Origin of the sequence: Agromyces cerinus (assembly GCF_016907835.1) — a bacterium.
GTDB classification, from domain to species: domain Bacteria; phylum Actinomycetota; class Actinomycetes; order Actinomycetales; family Microbacteriaceae; genus Agromyces; species Agromyces nitratus.
Window position 1 is genome coordinate 406,472 of the sequence record NZ_JAFBCT010000001.1, and the last position, 21,161, is coordinate 427,632.

Sequence of the window (21,161 nt, forward strand, 5' to 3'; positions counted from 1 at the left end):
TTCAGACATGACGATCTTCCTCAACAAGGACTCCAAGGTCATCGTCCAGGGCATCACCGGTGGCGAGGGCTCCAAGCACACGTCGCGCATGCTCGCGGCGGGCACCCAGGTGGTCGGCGGCGTGAACGCGCGCAAGGCCGGCACCACGGTGCTGCACAACGACGCAGCGGGCAACCCGGTCGAGCTTCCGGTGTTCGCCTCGGTCGCAGAGGCGATGGCGCAGACGGGGGCGGATGTCTCCATCGCCTTCGTGCCGCCGGCCTTCACGAAGGACGCCGTGGTCGAGGCCATCGACGCCTCGATCCCGCTCCTCGTGATCATCACCGAGGGCGTGCCCGTGCAGGACTCCGCGGAGTTCTGGGCATACGCCCAGGAGAAGGGCAACGCGACGCGCATCATCGGCCCGAACTGCCCCGGCATCATCAGCCCCGGTGAGGCGCTCGTCGGCATCACGCCGGCGAACATCACCGGCAAGGGCCCGATCGGCCTCGTGTCGAAGTCGGGCACGCTCACGTACCAGATGATGTACGAGCTGCGCGACCTCGGCTTCTCGACCGCGATCGGCATCGGCGGCGACCCCATCATCGGCACGACGCACATCGACGCGCTCGCCGCGTTCGAGGCCGACCCCGAGACCAAGGCGATCGTGATGATCGGCGAGATCGGCGGCGACGCCGAAGAGCGCGCGGCCGACTTCATCAAGGCCAACGTCACGAAGCCGGTCGTCGGCTACGTCGCCGGCTTCACGGCTCCCGAGGGCAAGACCATGGGCCACGCCGGTGCCATCGTCTCGGGCTCGGCGGGCACCGCGCAGGCGAAGAAGGAGGCCCTCGAGGCCGCAGGCGTCAAGGTCGGCAAGACGCCGTCCGAGACCGCGCAACTGCTTCGCGAGGTCTACGCGGCACTGTAGGCCACGAGCGGATGTCGCGACATCCGCTGTTCACATGAAGCTGCCCCGCCGGGAACTCCGGCGGGGCAGCTTCGTTCATTCGCTCCTGTTCAGGTCACGGGTCGATGACGACCACGCAGGTGTACGTGCCCGGCTGGAGGTCGGGGATCGTGACACTCGGGTCGTCGACCTGGTCGGTGATGCCGTCCTTGGAGCCGATCTCGTTGGGCGGATCGGCCGAGTCGGTGCACTCTATGCTCGAGAACGTGCCGCCGTCGACCTGTGAGTCGACGCTGACCGTGAGGTTGGTCAGTGGCACATTGACGAACGTGACGGGTGTCGCGGTCTCGCAATCAGTGTCCTCAGCGACGGTCGCGTTCTGCGTGCCCGAGGGGGTCGCCACGTAGCCCGTGGGGATCGTCTCGGTCACCGTGTAGACACCGGACTCGAGGCCCTCCACGCAGGCCGCACCGTCCCCGTCCGTGATGGCCACGATGTTCTCGGTCAGGCCGTTGCCGCTGATCGTGAACGTCTGGTCCGCGTGCGGGTGGTTCTCGCCCAGGCCGTCGGCAGCGTGCTTCCGGTCCTTCTGGATCACGAGGGCGCCGCAGTTGTTGAGGCCGGTCGCAGTCGGGGCGATGAAGTCCTTCAGCGCTGCAGTGAACGAGTCGGAGGAGCGGCTCTTCAGGTACGCGCTTCCGAATGCGACGCAGCCTTCTCCGCCGAGTGCATCGAAGTCCACAGTGGCTTCACCGAAGGTGCGTGCCGAGATGGGCCCGAGCCCGTCGGAGTCGGCCGCGGGGATCGCAGTCGTGTTGATCGATCCGGTTGCGAGCCCCTGTGCGGTCAGGTTGACCCGGTCGCCCCAGCAGGGCGTCGAGTTCGAGGCCTCGCACTGGTTGCCGGAGCCCGAGGCGACCCAGGTCGAGAGGAACAGCTGCGGGTTGGTGCCGCCCTGCGTCAGGTCGTACTGGATCAGGAGATCGCCGGCGGTGCGCACGGGTGTGATGCCGTTGGCCGACGGGGTCTCGGACTTGTTGAACTCGAAGTCCATGTTCGTCGTGCCGCTCGGCTCCTGGACGCGGTGCCAGTAGAGGTGCAGGAAGTCGCCGGCGGCCGCTTCCTCGAGGTAGAGGCCGAAGTTCAGCAGGTCGCTCTTGTTGGGCGGGATGCTGCCGTCGACGACCGTCGGAACCGCGGTGTCCTCCTTCGAGCCCTGGCCGAACGAGTCGTCGCCGCCGCCGCTGAGCTTGTCAGCCTTCCGGACCTGGTCGACGCTCGCCCAGTCGATCGACGGTGCGGGGTCGTCCACCTTGAGGTTCGCGTTGGTGTCGATCTCGAAGTTGCTGCCGGGCAGGCTCACTTCGGGGTGGGCGGCCGAGGCCGGGCCGGCGACGAGCGCCGTGATCGTGAGCGCACCGATTCCGGCGACCGCGGTGAGGTGCGTCCAGCGCCGGCGCGGCGGGGTTCCGGTGCTGAGGGTCGGGTTGTTGTTGAGCGGCATGACCGCCTCCTGTTTCGCAGGTCATCCGGTTCGGTCGAATCGGATGGGTCCTCTGCGGGCGAGGTGGCGAATTGGCGGAGCGGTAGGGCGCGATCGTCGCATTCGTGCGGCCGCGCGCCGGGGTACTCGACGGCGACCCCATCGGGCTCGAGAGGAGTCTCACGCTGCCTGAACGGTACACCCGTGCGCACTCGGCGGTCACAAATCGTGAGGATAACTCATGACCCCAAAATGGGGGGAGCCGACACGGAGGGCCCCGTCGGCGATGCCGGCGGGGCCCTCCTGTCTCAGATGCGGTCGGGCGGATGCCTCCGCCCGGTCACGGGTCGCTCCTCTCGATCACGGGTCGATCACGATGGTGCAGACCACGGTCCGCGGCTGCAGATCGGTGATCGTCACGCTCGGGTCGGTCACGCCGTCGGTGAGCAGCACCTCGTCGGAGCCGTCGACATCGCACGAGATGCTCGAGAACGTGCCGCCGTCGACCTGAGAGTCGACCGAGACCGTGAGGTCCGTCAGCGGCATGTTCTTGAACGACACCGTCGCGTCGGAGGTGACCGTGTCGCAGTCGCCATCGCTCTCGACGACCGTCGCCTCCTGATCGTTGTCGCCGACCAGGACGTAGCCCTCGGGCACGGTCTCGGTGACGATGTACGGGTCGTCGAAGAACGCGCTCACGACGAGGCCGGACACGCAGGCGATGCCGTTCTCATCGGTCTGCACCGTCCTGGCTTCCGCCAGGCCGCCGCCGGTGACGGTGAACGTGACGCCCGGATGGGCGTAGTCGCCCGAGCCGAGCTCCGCGTGCTTGCGGGTCTTCACGATCTTGATCGCGCCGACCTCGCGGGTGTTGATGAAGGTGCAGGTCACGGTCTCACCTGCGGAGACGCCGATCGCTCCGACATCGGAGCCGTCATCGCATGTCGCCGATTGGAGGTTCCAGTTGTCGGGCACCGTCTCGGCGACGTCATACGATCCAGGTGTCAGGTCCCCGAACGTCGTCGAGTCCTTGCCGTCCTCTCCCGGTTCCGTCGTGGTGAGCGTGAACGCAGCGGGCGTCAGCGTCTCCGACGTGAAGTCGAACGCGCCGGCTCCGTCAGCCGTGACCTTCTCGATGATGATCGTGCCGCGCGGGCGGTTCGTGAACGTGCAGTCCACCGTGTCGGCCGCACTCGCGAGGTTGAACGAGAGGCTGCTGTTGGCGAGGTCGGTCGTCACGTTCGCGCCGGCCGAGCTGGCACTGCAGTCGATGCTCAACAGATCCCATCCGGTCGGCGGCTGGTCCTCGGAGACCGTGCCGACCTGGCCCGTCAGAACACCGGGAATGACCTTCACGCCGTCATCCGTCAGGTTGAACGTGTTCGGCACGACCGGTGACGTGGTGAACGACTTCGTGAAGCCGAACGACGTCACGTTGGGGTCCTCGTCGGGGAGCGTCTGCTTGCGGATCGTGACCGAGCCGCAGTTCGAGATGTTCGTCGGCGCCGGTGCGATGAAGTCCTTCATCGCGGCCGAGAACGAGTCGGAGGACCGGCTCTTCAGGTACGCGCTGCCGAACGAGACGCACGATCCCAACCCGCCGGTGAGGGCGGTGAAGTTCACGGATGCCTCGCCGAACGTGCGAGCCGAGATCGACCCGAGGCCGTCAGCGGCACCGGCGGCGATCGGCGTCGTGTTGATCGAACCGGTCGCGAAACCCGCCGACGTGAGGTTGGTGCGCGTGCTCCAACACGGAACCGCGTTGCTCGCCGCGCACTGGCTGCCTGCACCCGCCGTGACCCAGCGCGAGACGAAGAGCACGGGGTTCGTGCCGCCCTGCGAGAGGTCGTACTGGATGAGCAGGTCGCCCGCCGTGCGGACCGGCGTCACGTTGTTGCCCGAGATGGTCGGCGACTGGTTGAACTCGAAGTCCATGTTCGTCGTGCCGCTGGGGTCCTGCACGCGGTGCCAGAACATGTGGAGGTACTTGGTACTCCCGACGGTCTCGAGATACGTGCCGAAGTTCTTCAGGTCGCTCTTGTTCGGCGGGATGCTCCCGTCGACGACCGAGGGCACCGGGGTGTCCTCCTTCGAGCCCTGGCCGAACGAGTCGTCACCCGATCCGGTCGCCAGATCCGCCTTGCGGTTCTCGGTGACGCCCGCCCAGTCGATCGACGGTGCCGGGTCGTCCACCACGAGGTTCGCGTTGGTGTCGATCTCGAAGTTGCTGCCGGTCAGACTCACCTCGGGATGGGACGCCTGGGCGGGTCCGGCCGCGATCACGCCGGTCAGCACCAGGGCGCCGGCGGCCGAGGCCGCGACGACGCGCATGGGCTTGCGTACAGGGTGATCCGGGGGGATGGAGCTTGGCAGGGTGTGGTCGCGTCGAAACATCGTCGCCTCCGTTGGGGGGTGTTGCAAACTTCCGATCGGTCGGGATGGCCGATCGGGTCCCCTGCAGGTGGTGATGGGCGGCGGTGTGCCGGCGCGCGGGAAGCGCGTAAGTGCCTGTCGTCAGTCCGGCCGCCTCGGGTAAGCGACGACCGGCAGCATCAAGACCCGAAGAGGAGTCCTACGCTTTTCACGCGCAGGCTACACCCGGCGAAGTTTCGCCCGGAAGCAGACATGATGAATCCTCACCCTCCAAAACAGGGGGTCCCCTTGAAGGGGTGACAGGGTGGGCGAAACCCGAGCACGCGTTCCGCCAGGCAGGGCTCCCGTGCCAGAGTGGAGGGATGAGCGAGCAGCAGTCGTCGGCGAAGGGGATGAGCCAGGCCCACCGGATCGTGCGGGCCACCTTCGTCACCGAGGAATCCGTCTACGGTGTGCTGCTCGTCTCGGGCATGATCGTCGCCTCGGGCGGTCACGGCGAGAGCTCGTGGCGCGTGTTCTGGAGCGTCGCGGTCACCGTCGTCGTCTTCTGGGCGGCGCACGTCTATGCGGGCACCGTCGCCCATCACGGTCTCGACCATGATCGGGTGGTGGGCCTGAAGGAGTCCTTCGGCATCGCCCTGTTGCGTTCGCGCGGTCTCCTGCTTTCCGCGACGATCCCGCTGTTCATCCTGCTCCTCGGCGCGACCCGGGCGATCCCCGACCCCGTGGCGATCTGGACGGCACTTTGGGCGGGAGTCGTCGTGCTCGCGGTGCTCGGGTACATCGCCTTCCACCGTCGCGGTGCGTCGTGGCCGGTGAAGGTCGCCGGCTCCCTCATCACCGCCATGTTCGGCGTCGCCCTGATCGTGCTGAAGGCCGTCATCCACTGAGCGGCGCGACACGACCCATTCATGCGGACGAGACGATGTGCGCGCCCACGAGCAGCGCTATGGTCGTGGGCAGGGGTGCCTGATGGCCACGAACGGTGACAACGAACTCGAGGCGCGCATTGCCGCGCTCGAATCCGAGAATGCTGCGCTTCGCGCCGGCCTCGAACAGGGTGCAGCGGATGCCGCGGCATCCGCGGTGCCGAAGGTCAAGCGCCGCTGGGGCCGGAGCCTCACCGCCGTCGTGCTCATCGTCGTCGGACTCCTGCTCGCGCCCGTCGCGGTGATCTCGGCATGGGCCCGGCTCGAACTGGCCGACACGAACCGCTTCGTGGCCACCTTCGCGCCGATCGCCGAAGACCCCGCGGTGCAGGCGTACATCGGCGACGAGGTGACGGCGGCCATCGAGGAGCAGGTCGACATCCCGGGGCTCACCTCCGACGTGTTCGACGGCATCCGCTCGCTCGGGTTGCCGCCGAGGGCAGAGACGGCACTCGGGCTCCTCGAGGGCCCGGCGACCCAGGGCATCCAGTCGCTCGTCTCCGACGTCGTCGACCGGCTGGTCACGTCCGAGGCCTTCGAGGACATCTGGGCGAACACCCTGCGCATCACGCACACGCAGTTCGTCGCCGCCATGCAGGGCGACCCCGACGCCGCGCTCGCCATCGGCAGCGACGGCACGATCTCGGTGCAGCTCGGGCCCATCGTCGAGTCCGTGAAGGAGCGGCTCGTCGACCAGGGCGTCGGGTTCGCGAGCGCGATCCCTGAGGTGGATCGGAGCGTGGTCATCGCGCAGGACGACGCGTTCGCGCTCATCCGCACGATCTACGCGCTCGCCATCGGCGTCGGCACCTGGCTGCCGTGGATCATGCTCGCGCTCCTCGTGGTCGGCGTCGTCGTGGCACGCAATCGCGTGCGGGCGCTCGTCTGGACGGCGGGCGGCTTCGCCCTCTCGATGGCGCTGCTCGCGAGCGGCGTCGGCATCGGGCGGTGGTACTTCGTCGGAGCCGTGAGCTCGGTCATGCCGGCCGACGCCGCCGAGGCGATCTACTCCGGACTCATCGAGATCATGATGTCGACGGTCGTGGCGCTGCTCGTGCTCGGCGTGCTCGTGGCCGTCGTCGCCTGGTTCTCTGGCCCGTGGCGCCCCGCCCGTGCATTGCGGGGGTTCGCCGAGTCCGGGTTCTCCGCGGTGCGGCGCTCTGCCGCGTCGCACGGGGTCACGACCGGACGGTTCGGCATCTGGCTCGATCGCTGGCGGGTCATCGCCTACATCGCGATCGCGGTCGTCGCCTCGCTCGTCGTGCTGTTCTCGCGGCCCGCATCGGCGGGCTTCGTCATCACGACCGTGGTGCTCGCGCTGCTGGCCCTCCTCATCGTCGAGCTCCTCCGGCGGCCGGAGACCGAGGTCGAGGCCGCCGCCGCCGCCGAGTCGGAGGTCGAGGTCGACGAGGTCGACGAGGTCGACGAGTCGCTGCTCGTCGCGGTCGGTTCCGACGGCGAGGCCGTCGTGGCAGTCGTCGACGAGGTCGACGTCGAGGCGCCGACTCGGCCCGACTCCGCACGTCCTGCCGACTGACCGGCCCCGGGCGGGATAGGCTCCCGTTGGAATGAGACGCACGACGATCGCCCTGCTCGCCGGCCTCGAGGCATCCGTCGCCGCCCTCATCGGCCTCGGCATCGCGCTCGTGCCGCTCATGCTGCTGTGGGCGGTGCACTTCGGCCTCGCGGTCGACGCGGCGCTGTTCCTCCGTGCCGCGGCCGACGTGTGGCTGCTCGGCCACGGCGTCGATCTCGTGCTGCAGCTCGACGCCGTGACGGCGGCGCAGACCGGCCTGCCTGGTGCCGGCGACCCGTTCCCGATCACGATCGCACTGCTCGGCTTCGCGCTCATCTCGGTGGCCTTCGCGCGTCGCATCGGCCGGCGCTCCGCCGCCGAGGGTCATTCGTTCACCGGCGGCATCTCGGCCGTCGTGGTCTACGCGGTCATCGGGTTCGTGCTCGCATCGACGGCCGGCGTCGACGGCGCGAGGTCGTCGCTCTGGCAGGCGGCGCTGCTGCCGGCATTCGTGATGGCCGTCGGCGTCGTCATCGGCGCGGTCGTCGAATCGCTGCGCGACGATCCGTTGACGGATGCCGCGGGCGGCTTCGTGCGCCGCCATGTCGCCGAGCTGCCACCGGCGCTGGTCGACACGGCGCGCATCGTCGTGCGCATCGGCGCGGGTGCGGCGTTCGGACTCCTCGCGGTCGCCGGAGTGCTCGTCGCAGGGCTCATCACGATCGACTACGCGACGATCGCGGGTCTCTACCAGTCGCTCGGCAGCGGCGTCGACGGCGGCATCGCCCTGACCGTCGCCGAACTCTCGCTCATCCCGAACCTCGTCATCTGGGGCGCGGCGTGGCTGCTCGGCCCCGGATTCGCGATCGGCGCCGGCTCCTCGGTGGCCCCGTCGGGCACCCTGCTCGGGCCGGTCCCCGGTTTTCCGCTGCTCGGAGCCCTGCCGAGCGAGGCGCAGCCGTTCGGCGCACTGTGGCTCGTCGTGCCGGTGCTGCTCGGATTCCTCGGCGCATGGCTCGTGGCGCCGCAGGCAGCGCCGTCGACACCGGAGCGGTCGCCGTCGGAGTGGAACCCGCGCGGGGGCCACGACGACGTGCGCACCGCCTGGTGGTTCCCTGCCGTGGTCGGTGCCGGTTCCGGCGCGGTCGCCGGACTCGTGCTCGGACTGCTCGCGTGGTGGTCGGGCGGAGCCGCCGGGCCGGGCCGGCTCGCCGAGGTCGGCCCCGATCCGTGGGCCGTCGCCGGGGTCGCCGCACTGGTGTTCGGCATCGGCGCGATCGCGGGCGCGTACTCGGTGCGGGCGCGCGAGCGGTCAGGGGGCGACCACGGGGCATCCGCACGCCCGTCGTTCGACCGCCGTTTCGACGAGGAGCCGCCGCCCTTCGACCCGAACACGACCGAGGCGCTCGGCCGGTAGGCTCGAAGGGTGCTGAAGCTCGTCGTCCTCATCTCGGGCGTCCCGGAGGCGCGGTATCGAACCCCCGCCGGCCGGTAGGCTCGAAGGGTGCTGAAGCTCGTCGTCCTCATCTCGGGCGTCCCGGAGGCGCGGTATCGAACCTCCGCCGGCCGGTAGGCTCGAAGGGTGCTGAAGCTCGTCGTCCTCATCTCGGGCACCGGATCGAACCTTCGTGCCCTGCTCGACGCCTCCGCCGACGCGGAGTTCCCGGCGCGGGTGGTGGCGATCGGTGCCGACCGCGACGCAGAAGGGCTCGCGCTCGGCGAGGAGTACGGCGTGCCGACGTTCTCGGTGCCGTTCACGGCGTACCCCGACCGCGATGCGTGGGGCGATGCGCTCATCGCCGAGGTGGCGCGCTGGGAGCCCGACGTGGTCGTGCTCTCGGGGCTCATGCGGCTCGTCCCGCCCGCCGTCGTCGACGCGTTCTCGCCGCACCTCATCAACACGCACCCGGCGTACCTGCCCGAGTTCCCCGGGGCCCACGGGGTGCGCGACGCGCTCGCCGCCGGGGTCACGCAGACCGGGGCGAGCCTCATCGTCGTCGACAACTCCGTCGACGGCGGCCCGATCATCGCGCAGGAGCGCATCCCGGTGCTGCCGGGCGACACCGAGTCGAGCCTCCACGACCGCATCAAGCCCGTCGAACGGCGCCTGCTCATCCAGGCCGTGCTCGACATCGCCAACCAGCACCTCGACCTGAAGGAACTCGCACGATCATGAGCGGCCCCGCCATCGACCCCAGCCTCTACCGTGCTCGCGACCTCGTGCCGGTGCGCCGTGCCCTCATCGCCGTCAGCGACAAGCGCGGCCTGGTCGAGCTCGCCGCCGCGCTCGTCGGCGCCGGCGTCGAGATCGTCTCCACGGGCGGCACCGGCAAGGCCATCGCCGAAGCGGGCATGCCCGTCACGCAGGTCGCCGAGGTCACCGGCTACCCCGAGCACCTCGACGGCCGCGTGCGCACGCTCCACCCCGCCGTGCACTCGGGTCTCCTCGCCGACCTCCGCCTCGAGAGCCACGAGGCAGAGCTCGCAGGCCTCGGCATCGAGCCCTACGAGCTCGTCGTCGTGAACCTCTATCCGTTCGCCGAGACCGTCGCGGCGGGCGCCGCACCCGACGCCGTCATCGAGCAGATCGACATCGGCGGCCCCGCCATGGTGCGCGCCTCCGCCAAGAACCACGCGAACGTGGCCGTGGTCGTCTCGCCCGACCGCTACGACGAGATCGCCGCCGCGGTCGCCGCGGGCGGCACGACCCTCGCCCAGCGCACTGTGCTCGCGCGCGAGGCGTTCCGCCACACCGCGTCGTACGACGTCGCCGTCGCCTCCTGGCTCGGCAGCGTCGTCGCTCCAGACCAGCCGGCCGAGGAGTCGCCCTTCCCGGCATGGGTCGGCGGCACCTGGACGAAGGACGCCGACCTCCGCTACGGCGAGAACTCGCACCAGAAGGGCGCGCTCTACGCCTCGCAGGGCGGCCGCCCCGGCATCGCGCAGGCCGTGCAGCTGCACGGCAAAGAGATGTCGTACAACAACTACGTCGACGCCGACTCCGCCGTACGCGCGGCGTTCGACTTCGACGAGCCCGCCGTCGCGATCATCAAGCACGCGAACCCGTGCGGCATCGCCGTGGCATCGGCCGGGGCATCCGACCCCATCGCCGACGCCCACCGACGGGCGCACGAGTGCGACCCGGTCTCGGCCTACGGCGGCGTCATCGCCGCCAACCGGATCGTCACGCTCGAGATGGCGCAGACCGTCTCCGGCATCTTCACGGAGGTGCTCATCGCGCCCGCATTCGAGGGCGAGGCGCTCGAGCTGCTCTCGCAGAAGAAGAACATCCGCCTGCTGACGCTTCCCGAAGGCTTCGCACCGACCGCGGTCGAGCTGCGGCAGGTCTCTGGCGGCATGCTGCTGCAACAGGCCGACCGTCACTTCGCACCCGCGTCGGAATGGACCCTCGCCGCCGGCGAGCCCGCCGACGATGCGACCCTCGCCGACCTCGAGTTCGCGTGGACCGCGTGCCGCGCGGTGAAGTCCAACGCGATCCTGCTCGCCTCGGCTGGCGCCTCGGTCGGCGTCGGCATGGGCCAGGTCAACCGCGTCGACTCGTGCAAGCTCGCAGTCGAGCGGGCGGGGGAGCGGGCGGCCGGGTCGGTCGCGGCATCCGATGCGTTCTTCCCGTTCGCCGATGGCCTGCAGATCCTCCTCGACGGCGGGGTGCGCGCGGTCGTGCAGCCCGGCGGCTCCGTTCGCGACGACGAGGTCATCGCGGCGGCCCGCGAGGCCGGCGTCACGATGTACTTCACGGGCGAGCGCCACTTCTTCCACTGAGTCGGCGAGTTCCGAGTCGCTGCGAGGCCGATCGGATGCCGCGGCATCCGCTCGGCCTCGACGGCGGTACCCTTGAATCGAACCCGTGCTCATGAGGCGCCGGGCCAGGTTCCGCCCACGAAGCGGATGATTCAAGGAGAACGATCGATGACGATCACCCACGCACCGGCGACCCCCGCGACCGGCGCAAGCGCAGCACTGCCGACGGAGGCACCCGACCACGAGCGGGTGCTCATCACCCGCGGCGCCCGTTCCGGGCTCACGGTCATCGTGGCCGTGCACTCGACCCGACTCGGCCAGGCACTCGGCGGCGCCCGGCTCTGGCACTACGGCCAGTGGACCGACGCCCTCGCCGACGCCCTCCGCCTCTCGCAGGCGATGACCATGAAGAACGCCGCGGCGGGCCTCATGCGCGGCGGCGGCAAGTCCGTCATCGCGATCCCCGCCGGCACGACGCTCGACGCCGCCGCCACCCACGACGCCATGCTCGACCTCGGCGACGCGATCGAGTCCCTCGGCGGCGCCTACATGACCGCCGAAGACGTCGGCACGAGCGCCGAGCTCATGGCCGTCGTGCACGAGCGCACCGAGCACGTCTGCGGCCTCCCGCCCGAGCAGGGCGGCGTCGGCGAGCCGGCGGACGCCACGGCCGCGGGCGTGCACGCCTCCATCCTCGCGACGCTCGGCGAGGTCTTCGGTTCGAACGACCCCGCCGGCCGCCACTTCGTGATCGCCGGCCTCGGGCAGGTCGGCGGCCGCCTGGCGCGCAGCCTCGCCGCCGCAGGCGCCCGCCTCACGGTCACGGATGTCGCGGAGGGCAAGCGCGCCCTCGCCGACGAGCTCGGCGCAGCATGGGTCGACCCGGCCGAGGCCCACCTGGTCGAGGCCGACGTCTTCGTGCCCTGCGGTCTCGGCGGCGTGCTCACGCCCGAAGTGGTGCGCGACCTCCGCGTCGCCGCCGTCGTCGGCGCCGCGAACAACCAGCTCGCCTCCCGCGACGTCGCCGCCCTGCTGCAGGAGCGCGGCATCGTCTGGGCGCCCGACTTCGTGGTGAACGCGGGCGGGGTCATCTACCTCGACGTCGCGAGCGTGCCCGGCGCCGACCAGGCCGCCCTCGACGCCCGCATCGAGGGCATCGGCGACACTGTCGCATCCGTGCTGCGCAGCGCCCGTGCCGACGGCACGACGACGCTCGAGGCCGCCGAGCGCCTCGCTCGAACGCGGCTCGACGCCGGCCGCTGAGTCGAGCGCGAGGCGGCATCCCGGGCGCCCGGAGTGCCGCCTCGTACTCGTGCCGGACGATCCGCTGCGACCCGCTCCCGGTGACGGCGCTCGCGAGCGGAGTGCAGTTGCGCGCCAGTAGGCTCGTGCCATGACGTCCCCCGCCATGCCCCCGACCGCCCCGGCCAGGTTCACCCCGGCGATCACCCCGGGGCGGCGGGTGGCCGCGGTGCTCGCCTCAGCGGCCGCCGTCTCGCTCGCCGCGATGCTCGTCTCGCTGTTGGCCTTCTTCATCGGCAGCGGCCAGTCGCCGCAGGTGCTCGGGCAGGTGTTCGGCCACTTCGCGCTCGCCGCCTTCATCACGTGGGTGCTGCTCTCGGTCGCGAACGCGGTGGGTGCCACGCGCGCCTGGTTCCTGACGCTCATCACGGGCTTCACCTCGGGCTGCCTCGCCGCGCTGATCGCGACGACCGCGACCGCCAGCTCCGCGGGCAACCCGCTCTCGGGAGCGATCTTCCTGTTCGTGGTCGGCTCGCTCGTGAGCCTCAACCTGATCTTCATCCTCTCGGTCATCGTCGGCGAGATGCTGCTCGCACCCGTGGTGTTCCGCGGCATCCTCGCCTACGCCCCCGAGGCGGTCGACCGGCGCATCGCGCTCGTGCGCATCCCCGCGTCGAACCTCGACGAAGCCGTGCTCACGCACCGCGACCGGCAACCCATCGACCAGGCGCTCGCCGACCAGCAGTGGGACAACTACTGCGCCGCCCTCGTGGCCGAGGGCTGGGAGACGATCGAGGTCGACGCGGCCCCAGAGCTGGCCGACTCGGTCTTCGTCGAGGACATGGTCGTGATGTTCGGCGACCTCGCCGTGCTCGCGAGCCCGGGCGCCGAATCGCGCCGCCCTGAGGTCGACGCGGTCGAACGCGCCGTGCGCGAGGTGCCCGGGCTCACGGTGACCCGCATCGAGCTGCCGGGCACGCTCGACGGCGGCGACGTGCTGAAGGTCGGTTCGACGGTCTACGTCGGCGCGTCCGACCGCACGAACGCCGAAGGCATCAGGCAGCTGCGCACCCTGCTCACCCCGCACCGGTACACCGTCGTGGCCGTGCCGGTCACGAAGGCGCTGCACCTGAAGAGCGCCGTCACGGCCCTGCCCGACGGCACCATCATCGGCGACCCCGCGCTGCTCGACGTCACGAGCCTCTTCCCGCGCTTCCTGCCGGTGTTCGAACCCGAGGGCGTCGCCGTCGTCGAGCTGTCGCGCGAGTCGCTGCTCATGTCGTCGTCGGCGCCGCAGACGGCCGCCATGATCGCGAGCCTCGGCTACCGGGTGGTGACCGTCGACATCGGCGAGTTCGAGAAGCTCGAGGGCTGCGTCACCTGCCTGTCGGTGCGGGTGCGCTGAGCGAGACCGCCCGCCCGTCGTGCAGTTCGAGCACGCGGTCGGCACGGCCGACGAGGGCCGGGTCGTGGGTCGTGACGACGGCGGCGACGCCGCGGGCGTGCACGAGCTCGCCGATGAGGTCCATGACGGTCGCGGCGGTGCCGCTGTCGAGCTGGCCCGTCGGCTCGTCGGCGAGGAGCAGCTGCGGACGCGCTGCGAGCGCCCGGGCGATGCCGACGCGCTGCTGCTGCCCGCCCGAGAGCTCGTAGGGGCGCTGAGCCGCGTGCGCACCGAGGCCGACGAGGTCGAGCGACTCGGCGACGCGGGCGTCGCGTTCGGCGGGGTCCATGCGCTGGAGGCGCAGCGGGACCTCGACGTTCTCCGCCGCCGAGAGCACCGGGATGAGCCCGAACGACTGGAAGATGTAGCCGAGACGGTCGCGCCGAACCGCCGCGAGTTCGTCGTCGCCGAGGGCGGAGAGCTCGTCGTCGCCGAGGAGGACGCGTCCGCTCGACGGCCGGTCGAGTCCGCCGAGCAGGTTGAGCAGCGTCGTCTTCCCGGCGCCGGAAGGGCCGGTCACGACGAGCAGTTCGCCGGGCCGCACCTCGAGCGACACCTCGGCCACCGCGTGCACGGCCCCGGCTTTCGACTCGAAGACCCGGCTGATCGATTCGGCGCGCAGCGTGCTCATCGCTCCTCCTCCGGTGCGTCGGCGACGGATGCCTCGGCCGCGCGCTCCTCGGCGCGCCGGGCGCGTCGGGACGTGGGGGCCGCGGCTTCAGCGTTGCCGGGCGGCCGCGGATCGGCCGGCGGCCTCGCCGCGGCATCCGCCCGCCCCTCGTCGCCGGGCCACACGCCGACGTGATCGGCCTCGAGCGCGAGTCGCACGCGATCGCGCAGTTCGAGGCTCTGCATGAAGTCGTGCGGCAACTGCAGCCGTCCGACCCGGTCGAGCACCGCGAACTCCTCGGCGATGTGCTGCTCTTCACCGTGCTCGTCGACCCGGGTCGACCGCAGCACCTCGGTGGAGGTGCGGCCGTCGCGGATCTGCACCGTGCGGCGCACGTGGCCCGACACCGTCGGGTCGTGCGTGACGATGAGCGTCGTGACGCCGAGCTCCTCGTTGACGCCGCGCATCGCCTCGAGCACCGCGGCGGAGGTCGACTCGTCGAGCTCGCCGGTGGGTTCGTCGGCGAGCAGCACCTGCGGGGAGTTCGCGAGCGCCACGGCGATCGCGACGCGCTGCTGCTGGCCGCCCGAGAGCTCGCCCGGGCGGCGGTCGTGCATCTCGCCGACGTCGAGCAGTTCGAGGAGCTCCTCGACGCGGTGGGCCCGCGCCGCGCCGCGGAGGGTGCCGGCGACATTCATCGCGAGGGCGACGTTCTCGGCGGAGGTGAGGTAGGGCAGGAGGTTGCGCGAGGTCTGTTGCCAGACGAAGCCCACCGTGTGGCGCTGGTAGGCGACCCGCTCGCGGCCGCCCATGGAGAGCAGGTCGTGGCCGGCCACCCGGGCGACACCGGCAGTGGCGGTGTCGAGCCCGGAGAGGATCGTCAGCAGCGTCGACTTGCCGGAGCCCGATGCGCCGACGACGGCGACCATCTCTCCCGGGTCGACTCGCAGGTTCAGCCCCTGGAGCGCCTGCACCTCGACACCGTCGGCGCTGAAGATGCGCACGAGGTCGGTGCAGAGGATGTGGGGCTGCGTCGATGCCGACGCCGCCGTCTCGGTGAGGGTCACGGGGTCATCCTTCCTCTTCCTTGCGCATCGCGCGAGCGGCGTTGACGCTGCCGTCGATGCGGGATGCCGCGACCGCCGCAGCGATCGTCACGAGCATGCTGCCCGCGAGCACCGCGGTGATGAGCCAGGGGTCGAGCGTCACGGCCGGCTGGGCGTCGCCGTCGGTGAACGCACGCAGATCGATGCCCGCGAGCACGACGAACGGCAGGGCGATGCCGAGCAGGGCGCCGGCGACGAGCGCGATGAGGGCCACCGGGCCGATCTCCCAGACGACGAGCGCCCGCTCGCCGCGACGGCCCAGGCCGAGCGTCGAGAGCAGCGGCAGCAGTCGGTCGCGGGCGGGGCGCCCGACCACGAGGGTCAGCACGATCGCGAGCGCCGTGAGCAGGCTCGCGAGCACGATCGCGACCACGAGCGAGATCACCAGCCCCTGCGTCGTGGGGCGTTCCCGCAATTCGGCGAGCAGGTCTTCGGGCGTGACGACCACGGCGTCCTCGCCGGCGATCTCGGCGAGGGCGGCGGTGATCTCGGTGGCCTCGGCGGTGGAGGTGCCCTCGTCGAAGCGCACGAGCACGGTGCGCGGCACGAGGGTCGCGGTGAACGGCTTCGCGTTCGCGACGTCCATGAGCACCCAGTTCGAGCGAGGGGAGTATGCCGTGCGGCCGTCGACCACGCCGACCACGTCGAAGTCATCCCCGTCGAGGTCGGCGGAGTCGGCGCCCGAGACGAAGTCCGCGACCGGCTTCGACAGCACCACCGGCACGTCCTCCGTCTCGGTCGCGCCGAGTTCGGAGGGAAGCGGCGTGGCCCCGTTGCGGCCCTGCTGCACCTTCCGCATCTCGTCGCCGTCGACGACGATGAGGGTCGAGCTCCGGCCGCGACCGTCGGCCGTGACCTTGGTGGGCTTGGCCGAGTACACGGGGGCGGTCGCCGCGACGCCGGGCACGGCCGCGAACTCGTCGAGCTGTTCGAGGGTGAAGGGGGTGCCGCCCACCGAGGCGTCGGCGCCGACCTGCGCGTCGGCGGCGTGCACGACGCCGGACTGCACCGTGCCGAGCAACACCGAGGAGAACACGGTCACCGAGACACCGACGACGACGGCCAGCACCGGCACGAGCCCGGCGGAGGGGTCGCGCAGCGCCCGTGCCGAACCGAGGAACGGCACGAGGTCGGCCCGGCGCGACGTGCTGCGCACGAGGGCGGCGAGCGGGATCGGGTAGACCCGCAGCACGACGAGGCACGCGAGCAGGGAGAGCAGGAGTGGCACGGCCGCGAGCAACGGGTCGACGCCGGTCGTGGCGGTGGAGGTGGCCAGGCCGCGGCGGTACAGCAGCACGACGGCGGTGACGGCGAGCACCGCGACGAGCACTTCGGCCATCCAGCGGAAGCGCCCGGTGCCGGGCCTGCCGAGGTCCGATCGTGCCCTGCGGAGCGGGCTGAGACCGGGCGCGGCCGCGACCAGCAGTGCCATCGGGGTGAGCGCGAAGAGCGCTGCGATCGCCCATCCGCCCGGGCCCGCGTCGGCGGTGACGAGGAGGGTGCCGAGTACGCCCCCCACGATCGCGGCTGGCACGCCGATGGCCACCCCCTCGATCGCGAGGATGCCGCGGAGCTGGCCGGGAGACGCACCGCGGGCTGCGGCCAGTTCGAGGCCCGTGCGTCGTCGTTCGAACACCACCCTCGCTCCGAGCACGAGCACGGCGACCATCACGCCGATCGGCCCGGACGCGATCGTGGCGAGCACGGCGTCACTCGCGCTCGCCGCGACGGCGGCGTCACCGAGTGCTTCGGTGAGGCCGCTCGTGAACGCGACCTCTCCGACGGTCGCGAACCAGTACTCCCATGAGCCGCTGCCCAGCACGAACACCTGGCTCGTGAACTCGCCGAGCTGCGTGACGAGCTCCGGTGAGTCCGCCGCGCGGATACGATCGGGCAGCACCGGGAACCAGGCATCCATCGCCGTCGGAAGCTTCGATTCCTCGAGCGCGGCCCACGAGACCGGGTCGGCGAACCCGAGGCCCGTGACCTCGACCTGGCCGCCGGGGGTGTACGCGACCGCCGGTTCGAGCGCGACCGGCGGCACGTGCGTCCAGAATCCGTCGTCGGGGTCGCTCGCCGCGAAGGTGCCGACGAGCAGCACGTCCTGCGGAGTCGTGCCGATCGGGATCGCGCGCTCCTCTCCGGGCGACCAGTCCATCTCCTCGGCGACCCCGTCGGCGAGCACGATCTCGAGCGGGGTGTCGCCCGGCACCGGGCCGGTCAGGGTCGCCGGCCATTCGCCGCCGGTCAGCGTGAGGTGCTCGCGGATCCTCGGGTCGAAGGCCGTGAACAGCTGGTAGGACTTCGAACCCGCCGCAGCGCCCGCAACCGACGCCTGCGTCGGTCCCGCGACGAGCGCGGTGAGCGGTGCCCCGGTGACGTGCTTCAGCAACCCGGGCATGCCGGCACGGATATCGAGCATGCGCTGCTCCTGCGCGCCCCACACCGCGTCGATCTCGGGCTCGAGGGTCGAACCGCCGCTCGACGCGCCGAGCTCGGGGAGGTTCCGGCTGGAGGTGTTGAGGTCGATCTCGCGCCCCGGGAACTGCGACAGCGAGTCCTCGAGCGCCGCCGTGTGCATCGTGGCCACCGCGCGAGGTACGCCCGTCGCGAGCAGCGCGCCGGCGAGCACGAGCAGCGAGAGCATGATCGACGCGACGGGCCCTGCGAAGAACTGCCGCCGCAGCAGGCCGGGGGCGCTGAGCCGCGAGTGACGGGTGGCGCTCATCCTTCCTCCTGCCTGAGTCCGGGGCGCGAGGCCATGCGACGAACGGATGCCGCGGCGCCCGCCGCGATCGCCGCGGCGAGCACGAGGAATGCGGCGATGCCGATGAGCCACGGCGCCAGGTCGACGCCGAACTCGACCGGGACGACGGCGGGCACGCCGGAGACGGCGGCCCGCGCGAGTTCGCGGGCGGTGAGGAGGGCCGTGGCGAATCCGACGACCGCGCCGATCACGACCGCGGTACCGAGCGTCACGGCCAGTTCGGCGAGCCGGGCTCGCGACTGAGTGCGTGCGGGCACGCCGAGCGCACGGAGCACGACGATCTCGCCGAGGCGGCTGCCGCCGAGGGCGGCGACGAGGGCCACGACCGAGATGAGCGCGAAGAGCAGGGCGCCCGCGGCGCCGATCCAGAGCGCGGCGATCGCCGGTGCGATGAACGGGGCCGACGATGACGCCGACCTGGCGTCGGCGATGACCGACGATCCGTGCTCGCGATCGAGTTCGGCGGCGAGCACGTCGGGCTCGGAGGTCGCGATCCACCGCTCCCCGAATGCCGGCACCCCTGCGCCCGAGTCGAACGTGTACCGCTCGAAGGCAGCGAGGTCGGCGAGCACGCCGTCGTCGCCCGCCGTGGGCACCACGGGGAGCACCCCGGCCACGACGGCGTCGACCTCTGCGCTGCCGTCGAGCACCCGGAACGCGAATCTGCCGCCGACGTCCGCGGAGATCCGCTCGGCGAGTTCGGTGCTGAGCACGACGGGCAGGGGATCGCTGCCGCCGCCGGTGAGCGTCGCCCGCGCGTTGGGCGCCTTCGAGGTGAGGAGGTGCTCGGGCACGATCTCGAATCCGGGGCCGGCGACGCTCGATCCGTCGAGCGAGATCGGGCCGAACGAGACGAGCACGTCGACGCCCGATGCGCCGGCGAGCGAGGCGCCGAGGCCGATGAAGCGGAGGCCCTCGGCTGCGGGTACATCGAGGCTCACCGGGCCGCCGCCCGCCGCGACGTCGACGGGCACCGGGGCGGTCGGCGTCGCCGCGCCCTCCTCCGTGAGGAACCATGCGGACACGGACACGGCGCCGTCCGTGCCGGCGGGCGCGGCGAGCGTGACGGCGACGTCGAGGGCCGAGGTGCCGTTCGGCAGTGCCGTGCCGGCTGCCGCGGCCGATTCCTCGAGTGCGGCGGCGGCGTCTGCCGCCCCGGTGCCCGGCGCGATGCGGTCGGCGGCGCCGCTCGGCATCGCCACCACGGTCGCCCGGTCGGAGCCGATCCGCACGTCGCCGCGGTAGACGGGGCCGGCCGCCGTGATGCTCGCGACGCCGTCGAGGCCGTCGTCGAGCGCCAGCGGATCGGGGTCCTGCACGACGTCGCGGCCGGCATACGACACACGCACCTCGCCCCCGGTGGCGAGCGCGGAGGCGGTGCGGTCGATGCCCTGCCACGCGCCGGAGAAGGCGGCGGACAGCGTGAGTCCGGCGACGGCGAGCATCGTGACGAGGGATGCCGCGGAGTACAGCGAGGCGCGTCGCGCGAGCTGGCGCATCGGCAACGACGGCACCAGCCCGGGACGCGCGGCGGCGAGCCGCTCGAGCAGGGCGTCGATCGGCCGCGTCAGCCAGAGCGCCGCGAGCGCGAGGGCGACCAGTACGAGCATCGGGGCGAGCACGGCGATCGGGTCGACCTCCAAGGCGCCCGATGCGCTCGCGACGAGCGGCGACCCGTACAGCCGGAACTGCCAGAACGCGACGGCGGCGAGCACGACGAGGAGCACCCCGCCACCGGTCGCGAGGCCGCGCGCCACCCGGCCGACCTCGTCGCCCGCGCCGCGGACGACGGGTCGACGCGCGTCGAGCCAGGCACGACCGGCGACCACGATCAGGGTGCCGACGAGCACTACGGAAGCGACCACGGCCGCGGTGCCCGGATCGCGGGTCTCGCCCGGACGGGTCGCCATGAGCAGCGCCTGCGCGCCTGCGACGCCGATGATCGCGGCCGGGATCCCGATCGCGAGCACCTCGACGGCGGTGTCGCGGGCGAGGCGGCCGGCGGAGGCGCCACGGGCGCGGAGCAGCACCGTCTCGCCGCGTCGGGCGGCACCGAGCAGCGTCGACAGCCGGGTGAGGGCGGCGAATCCGGTGAAGGCGAGGAGCAGGATCGGCAGCGGAGCGATGGCGCGCACGGCGCCGAGGCTCGCGAGGAGCCGGGACAGGGTCGCCTCGAGGCCGCCGAGCGCACTCAGCCCGTCGGCGCCGATGGCCGGCTCGGCGCGGAGCGCCGGTTCGACGTCGGGCAGTTCGGATCGGAGCAGACGCGCCGAGTCGGGGGTCACGGCGGCGGAGTCGACGAGCGCGGTCCACCGCACGACGATCGCCGCAGGCAGGTCGAGCGCGGACGCCTCGGCCACGAGGAACGGGCCCGCCCCGTCGGCGGTGGCCCCCGTGGCGATGATGCCCTCGCCGAACCATGCAGGGTCGCTCGGTTCGAGCGGCAGCCAGGTGCCGACGACGAGCAGGCGCCGCGCCGAACCGCCGGCGAGGTCGACGACGTCGCCGGGCGCCAGGCCGAGCGCTTCGGCGGCAGCGGCATGGAGCGTCGCCGGCACCGCACCCTCGGCGTCGGCCGCCGCGATCGACTCCGGCTCCTCCGGCCAGCTCCCGTCGACGAGCTCGGAACGCTCCGCCGCCTCGGGGTCGGCCAGGAGCACGGCGCCGAACGCGGTGTCGCCGCTCGTGGCGTCGACGGGAGCGGTCTCGATGGTGCGGCTCCAGGAGGCGTCGAACGGGCTGATCATGCGATCGAGCACGGATGCCGCGGCATCCGCTTGGGCCTCGGGGTCCTGCGCGACGCGGATCTGCCAGCGCGCCGCACCCGCCGTGCCCTGCGCCTCGGCGAGGCTGCCGCGCAGGCCGCTCGCCGAGGAGCCGGCGAGCGAGTCGATGACGGCGGTGGAGAGGCCGGAGAGCAGGAGGACGACCGCGGCGATCGAGGCGAGCACGCCGACGCGGGCGTTCGCACGGGCGAACGCTGTCCGTGCCGCTCCCACGCGCGCTCCTCGTCGGTCGGGTCGCATGCGCGGCGGCATAG

General features: G+C 71.8%; 14 protein-coding genes. 8 read left to right on the plus strand and 6 right to left on the minus strand.

Translation table 11 applies throughout. The annotated features are described in order from the left end of the window. Positions 1 to 7 precede the first annotated feature (7 nt). On the plus strand, positions 8 to 910 hold the full coding sequence (sucD, locus tag JOE59_RS01915; RefSeq protein WP_204458708.1) for a succinate--CoA ligase subunit alpha: 903 nt from the start codon (positions 8 to 10) through the stop codon (positions 908 to 910). Between the two features lie 94 nt (positions 911 to 1,004). Here sucD and JOE59_RS01920 read toward each other — a convergent pair whose 3' ends face one another. Next, positions 1,005 to 2,393, minus strand: a complete 1,389-nt coding sequence (locus tag JOE59_RS01920; RefSeq protein ID WP_204458709.1) for a SpaA isopeptide-forming pilin-related protein — start codon at positions 2,391 to 2,393, stop codon at positions 1,005 to 1,007. A gap of 339 nt (positions 2,394 to 2,732) precedes the next feature. Then, positions 2,733 to 4,703 (minus strand): MSCRAMM family protein, encoded by a 1,971-nt coding sequence (locus JOE59_RS01925; RefSeq protein ID WP_204458710.1) that lies wholly within the window; start codon positions 4,701 to 4,703, stop codon positions 2,733 to 2,735. Positions 4,704 to 5,107: 404 nt separating this feature from the next. Here JOE59_RS01925 and JOE59_RS01930 point away from each other — a divergent pair, with 404 nt between their 5' ends. The 7 genes from JOE59_RS01930 to ddaH all read left to right on the plus strand — a co-directional run bounded on the left by JOE59_RS01930 (position 5,108) and on the right by ddaH (position 13,599). Continuing rightward, positions 5,108 to 5,635 carry a hypothetical protein gene (locus JOE59_RS01930; RefSeq protein WP_204458711.1) on the plus strand — a complete coding sequence of 176 codons (528 nt, stop codon included), beginning with the start codon at positions 5,108 to 5,110 and terminating at the stop codon, positions 5,633 to 5,635. An 82-nt stretch (positions 5,636 to 5,717) separates the two neighbouring features. Further along, positions 5,718 to 7,211, plus strand: a complete 1,494-nt coding sequence (locus tag JOE59_RS01935; RefSeq protein WP_204458712.1) for a hypothetical protein — start codon at positions 5,718 to 5,720, stop codon at positions 7,209 to 7,211. 31 nt (positions 7,212 to 7,242) lie between these two features. Beyond that, positions 7,243 to 8,607 (plus strand): cell division protein PerM, encoded by a 1,365-nt coding sequence (locus JOE59_RS01940; RefSeq protein WP_204458713.1) that lies wholly within the window; start codon positions 7,243 to 7,245, stop codon positions 8,605 to 8,607. A gap of 165 nt (positions 8,608 to 8,772) precedes the next feature. Further along, positions 8,773 to 9,366: a phosphoribosylglycinamide formyltransferase gene (gene purN, locus JOE59_RS01945; protein ID WP_074260168.1), complete on the plus strand. Its 594-nt coding sequence runs from the start codon at positions 8,773 to 8,775 to the stop codon at positions 9,364 to 9,366. Continuing rightward, positions 9,363 to 10,973: a bifunctional phosphoribosylaminoimidazolecarboxamide formyltransferase/IMP cyclohydrolase gene (gene purH, locus JOE59_RS01950; RefSeq protein WP_204458714.1), complete on the plus strand. Its 1,611-nt coding sequence runs from the start codon at positions 9,363 to 9,365 to the stop codon at positions 10,971 to 10,973. The genes purN and purH overlap by 4 nt, the downstream gene beginning before the upstream one ends. A gap of 147 nt (positions 10,974 to 11,120) precedes the next feature. Further along, the gene (locus JOE59_RS01955; RefSeq protein ID WP_204458715.1) at positions 11,121 to 12,215 is read left to right on the plus strand and encodes a Glu/Leu/Phe/Val dehydrogenase family protein; all 1,095 of its coding nucleotides are present in this window, start codon (positions 11,121 to 11,123) and stop codon (positions 12,213 to 12,215) included. A gap of 130 nt (positions 12,216 to 12,345) precedes the next feature. Then, complete coding sequence (ddaH, locus tag JOE59_RS01960) at positions 12,346 to 13,599, plus strand: dimethylargininase (RefSeq protein ID WP_275581109.1); 1,254 nt, start codon at positions 12,346 to 12,348, stop codon at positions 13,597 to 13,599. On the opposite strand, the gene JOE59_RS01965 is transcribed toward ddaH, so the two are convergent. The 4 genes from JOE59_RS01965 to JOE59_RS01980 are packed head-to-tail and all read right to left on the minus strand — an operon-like array spanning position 13,571 to position 21,120. Next, a complete protein-coding gene (locus tag JOE59_RS01965) occupies positions 13,571 to 14,269 on the minus strand; it encodes an ABC transporter ATP-binding protein (protein ID WP_204458716.1) in 699 nt (232 codons plus the stop codon). The genes ddaH and JOE59_RS01965 overlap by 29 nt on opposite strands. Further along, positions 14,266 to 15,315: an ABC transporter ATP-binding protein gene (locus JOE59_RS01970; protein WP_204458717.1), complete on the minus strand. Its 1,050-nt coding sequence runs from the start codon at positions 15,313 to 15,315 to the stop codon at positions 14,266 to 14,268. The genes JOE59_RS01965 and JOE59_RS01970 overlap by 4 nt, the downstream gene beginning before the upstream one ends. A gap of 4 nt (positions 15,316 to 15,319) precedes the next feature. Further along, a complete protein-coding gene (locus JOE59_RS01975; RefSeq protein WP_204458718.1) occupies positions 15,320 to 18,082 on the minus strand; it encodes an FtsX-like permease family protein in 2,763 nt (920 codons plus the stop codon). Next, on the minus strand, positions 18,079 to 21,120 hold the full coding sequence (locus JOE59_RS01980) for a hypothetical protein (protein WP_204458719.1): 3,042 nt from the start codon (positions 21,118 to 21,120) through the stop codon (positions 18,079 to 18,081). Before JOE59_RS01980 ends, JOE59_RS01975 begins: the two co-directional genes overlap by 4 nt. Positions 21,121 to 21,161: the final 41 nt, after the last annotated feature.

What these genes read in the sequence shown, in the direction of transcription:
- JOE59_RS01940 (WP_204458713.1), top strand. Translation starts at nt 7,243, where the DNA reads ATGAGACGCACGACGATCGCCCTGCTCGCCGGCCTCGAGGCATCCGTC.
- JOE59_RS01955 (WP_204458715.1), top strand. Translation starts at nt 11,121, where the DNA reads ATGACGATCACCCACGCACCGGCGACCCCCGCGACCGGCGCAAGCGCA.
- JOE59_RS01920 (WP_204458709.1), bottom strand. Translation starts at nt 2,393, where the DNA reads ATGCCGCTCAACAACAACCCGACCCTCAGCACCGGAACCCCGCCGCGC.
- purH (WP_204458714.1), top strand. Translation starts at nt 9,363, where the DNA reads ATGAGCGGCCCCGCCATCGACCCCAGCCTCTACCGTGCTCGCGACCTC.
- JOE59_RS01930 (WP_204458711.1), top strand. Translation starts at nt 5,108, where the DNA reads ATGAGCGAGCAGCAGTCGTCGGCGAAGGGGATGAGCCAGGCCCACCGG.
- ddaH (WP_275581109.1), top strand. Translation starts at nt 12,346, where the DNA reads ATGACGTCCCCCGCCATGCCCCCGACCGCCCCGGCCAGGTTCACCCCG.
- JOE59_RS01975 (WP_204458718.1), bottom strand. Translation starts at nt 18,082, where the DNA reads ATGAGCGCCACCCGTCACTCGCGGCTCAGCGCCCCCGGCCTGCTGCGG.
- JOE59_RS01965 (WP_204458716.1), bottom strand. Translation starts at nt 14,269, where the DNA reads ATGAGCACGCTGCGCGCCGAATCGATCAGCCGGGTCTTCGAGTCGAAA.
- JOE59_RS01925 (WP_204458710.1), bottom strand. Translation starts at nt 4,703, where the DNA reads ATGCGCGTCGTCGCGGCCTCGGCCGCCGGCGCCCTGGTGCTGACCGGC.
- sucD (WP_204458708.1), top strand. Translation starts at nt 8, where the DNA reads ATGACGATCTTCCTCAACAAGGACTCCAAGGTCATCGTCCAGGGCATC.
- JOE59_RS01935 (WP_204458712.1), top strand. Translation starts at nt 5,718, where the DNA reads ATGGCCACGAACGGTGACAACGAACTCGAGGCGCGCATTGCCGCGCTC.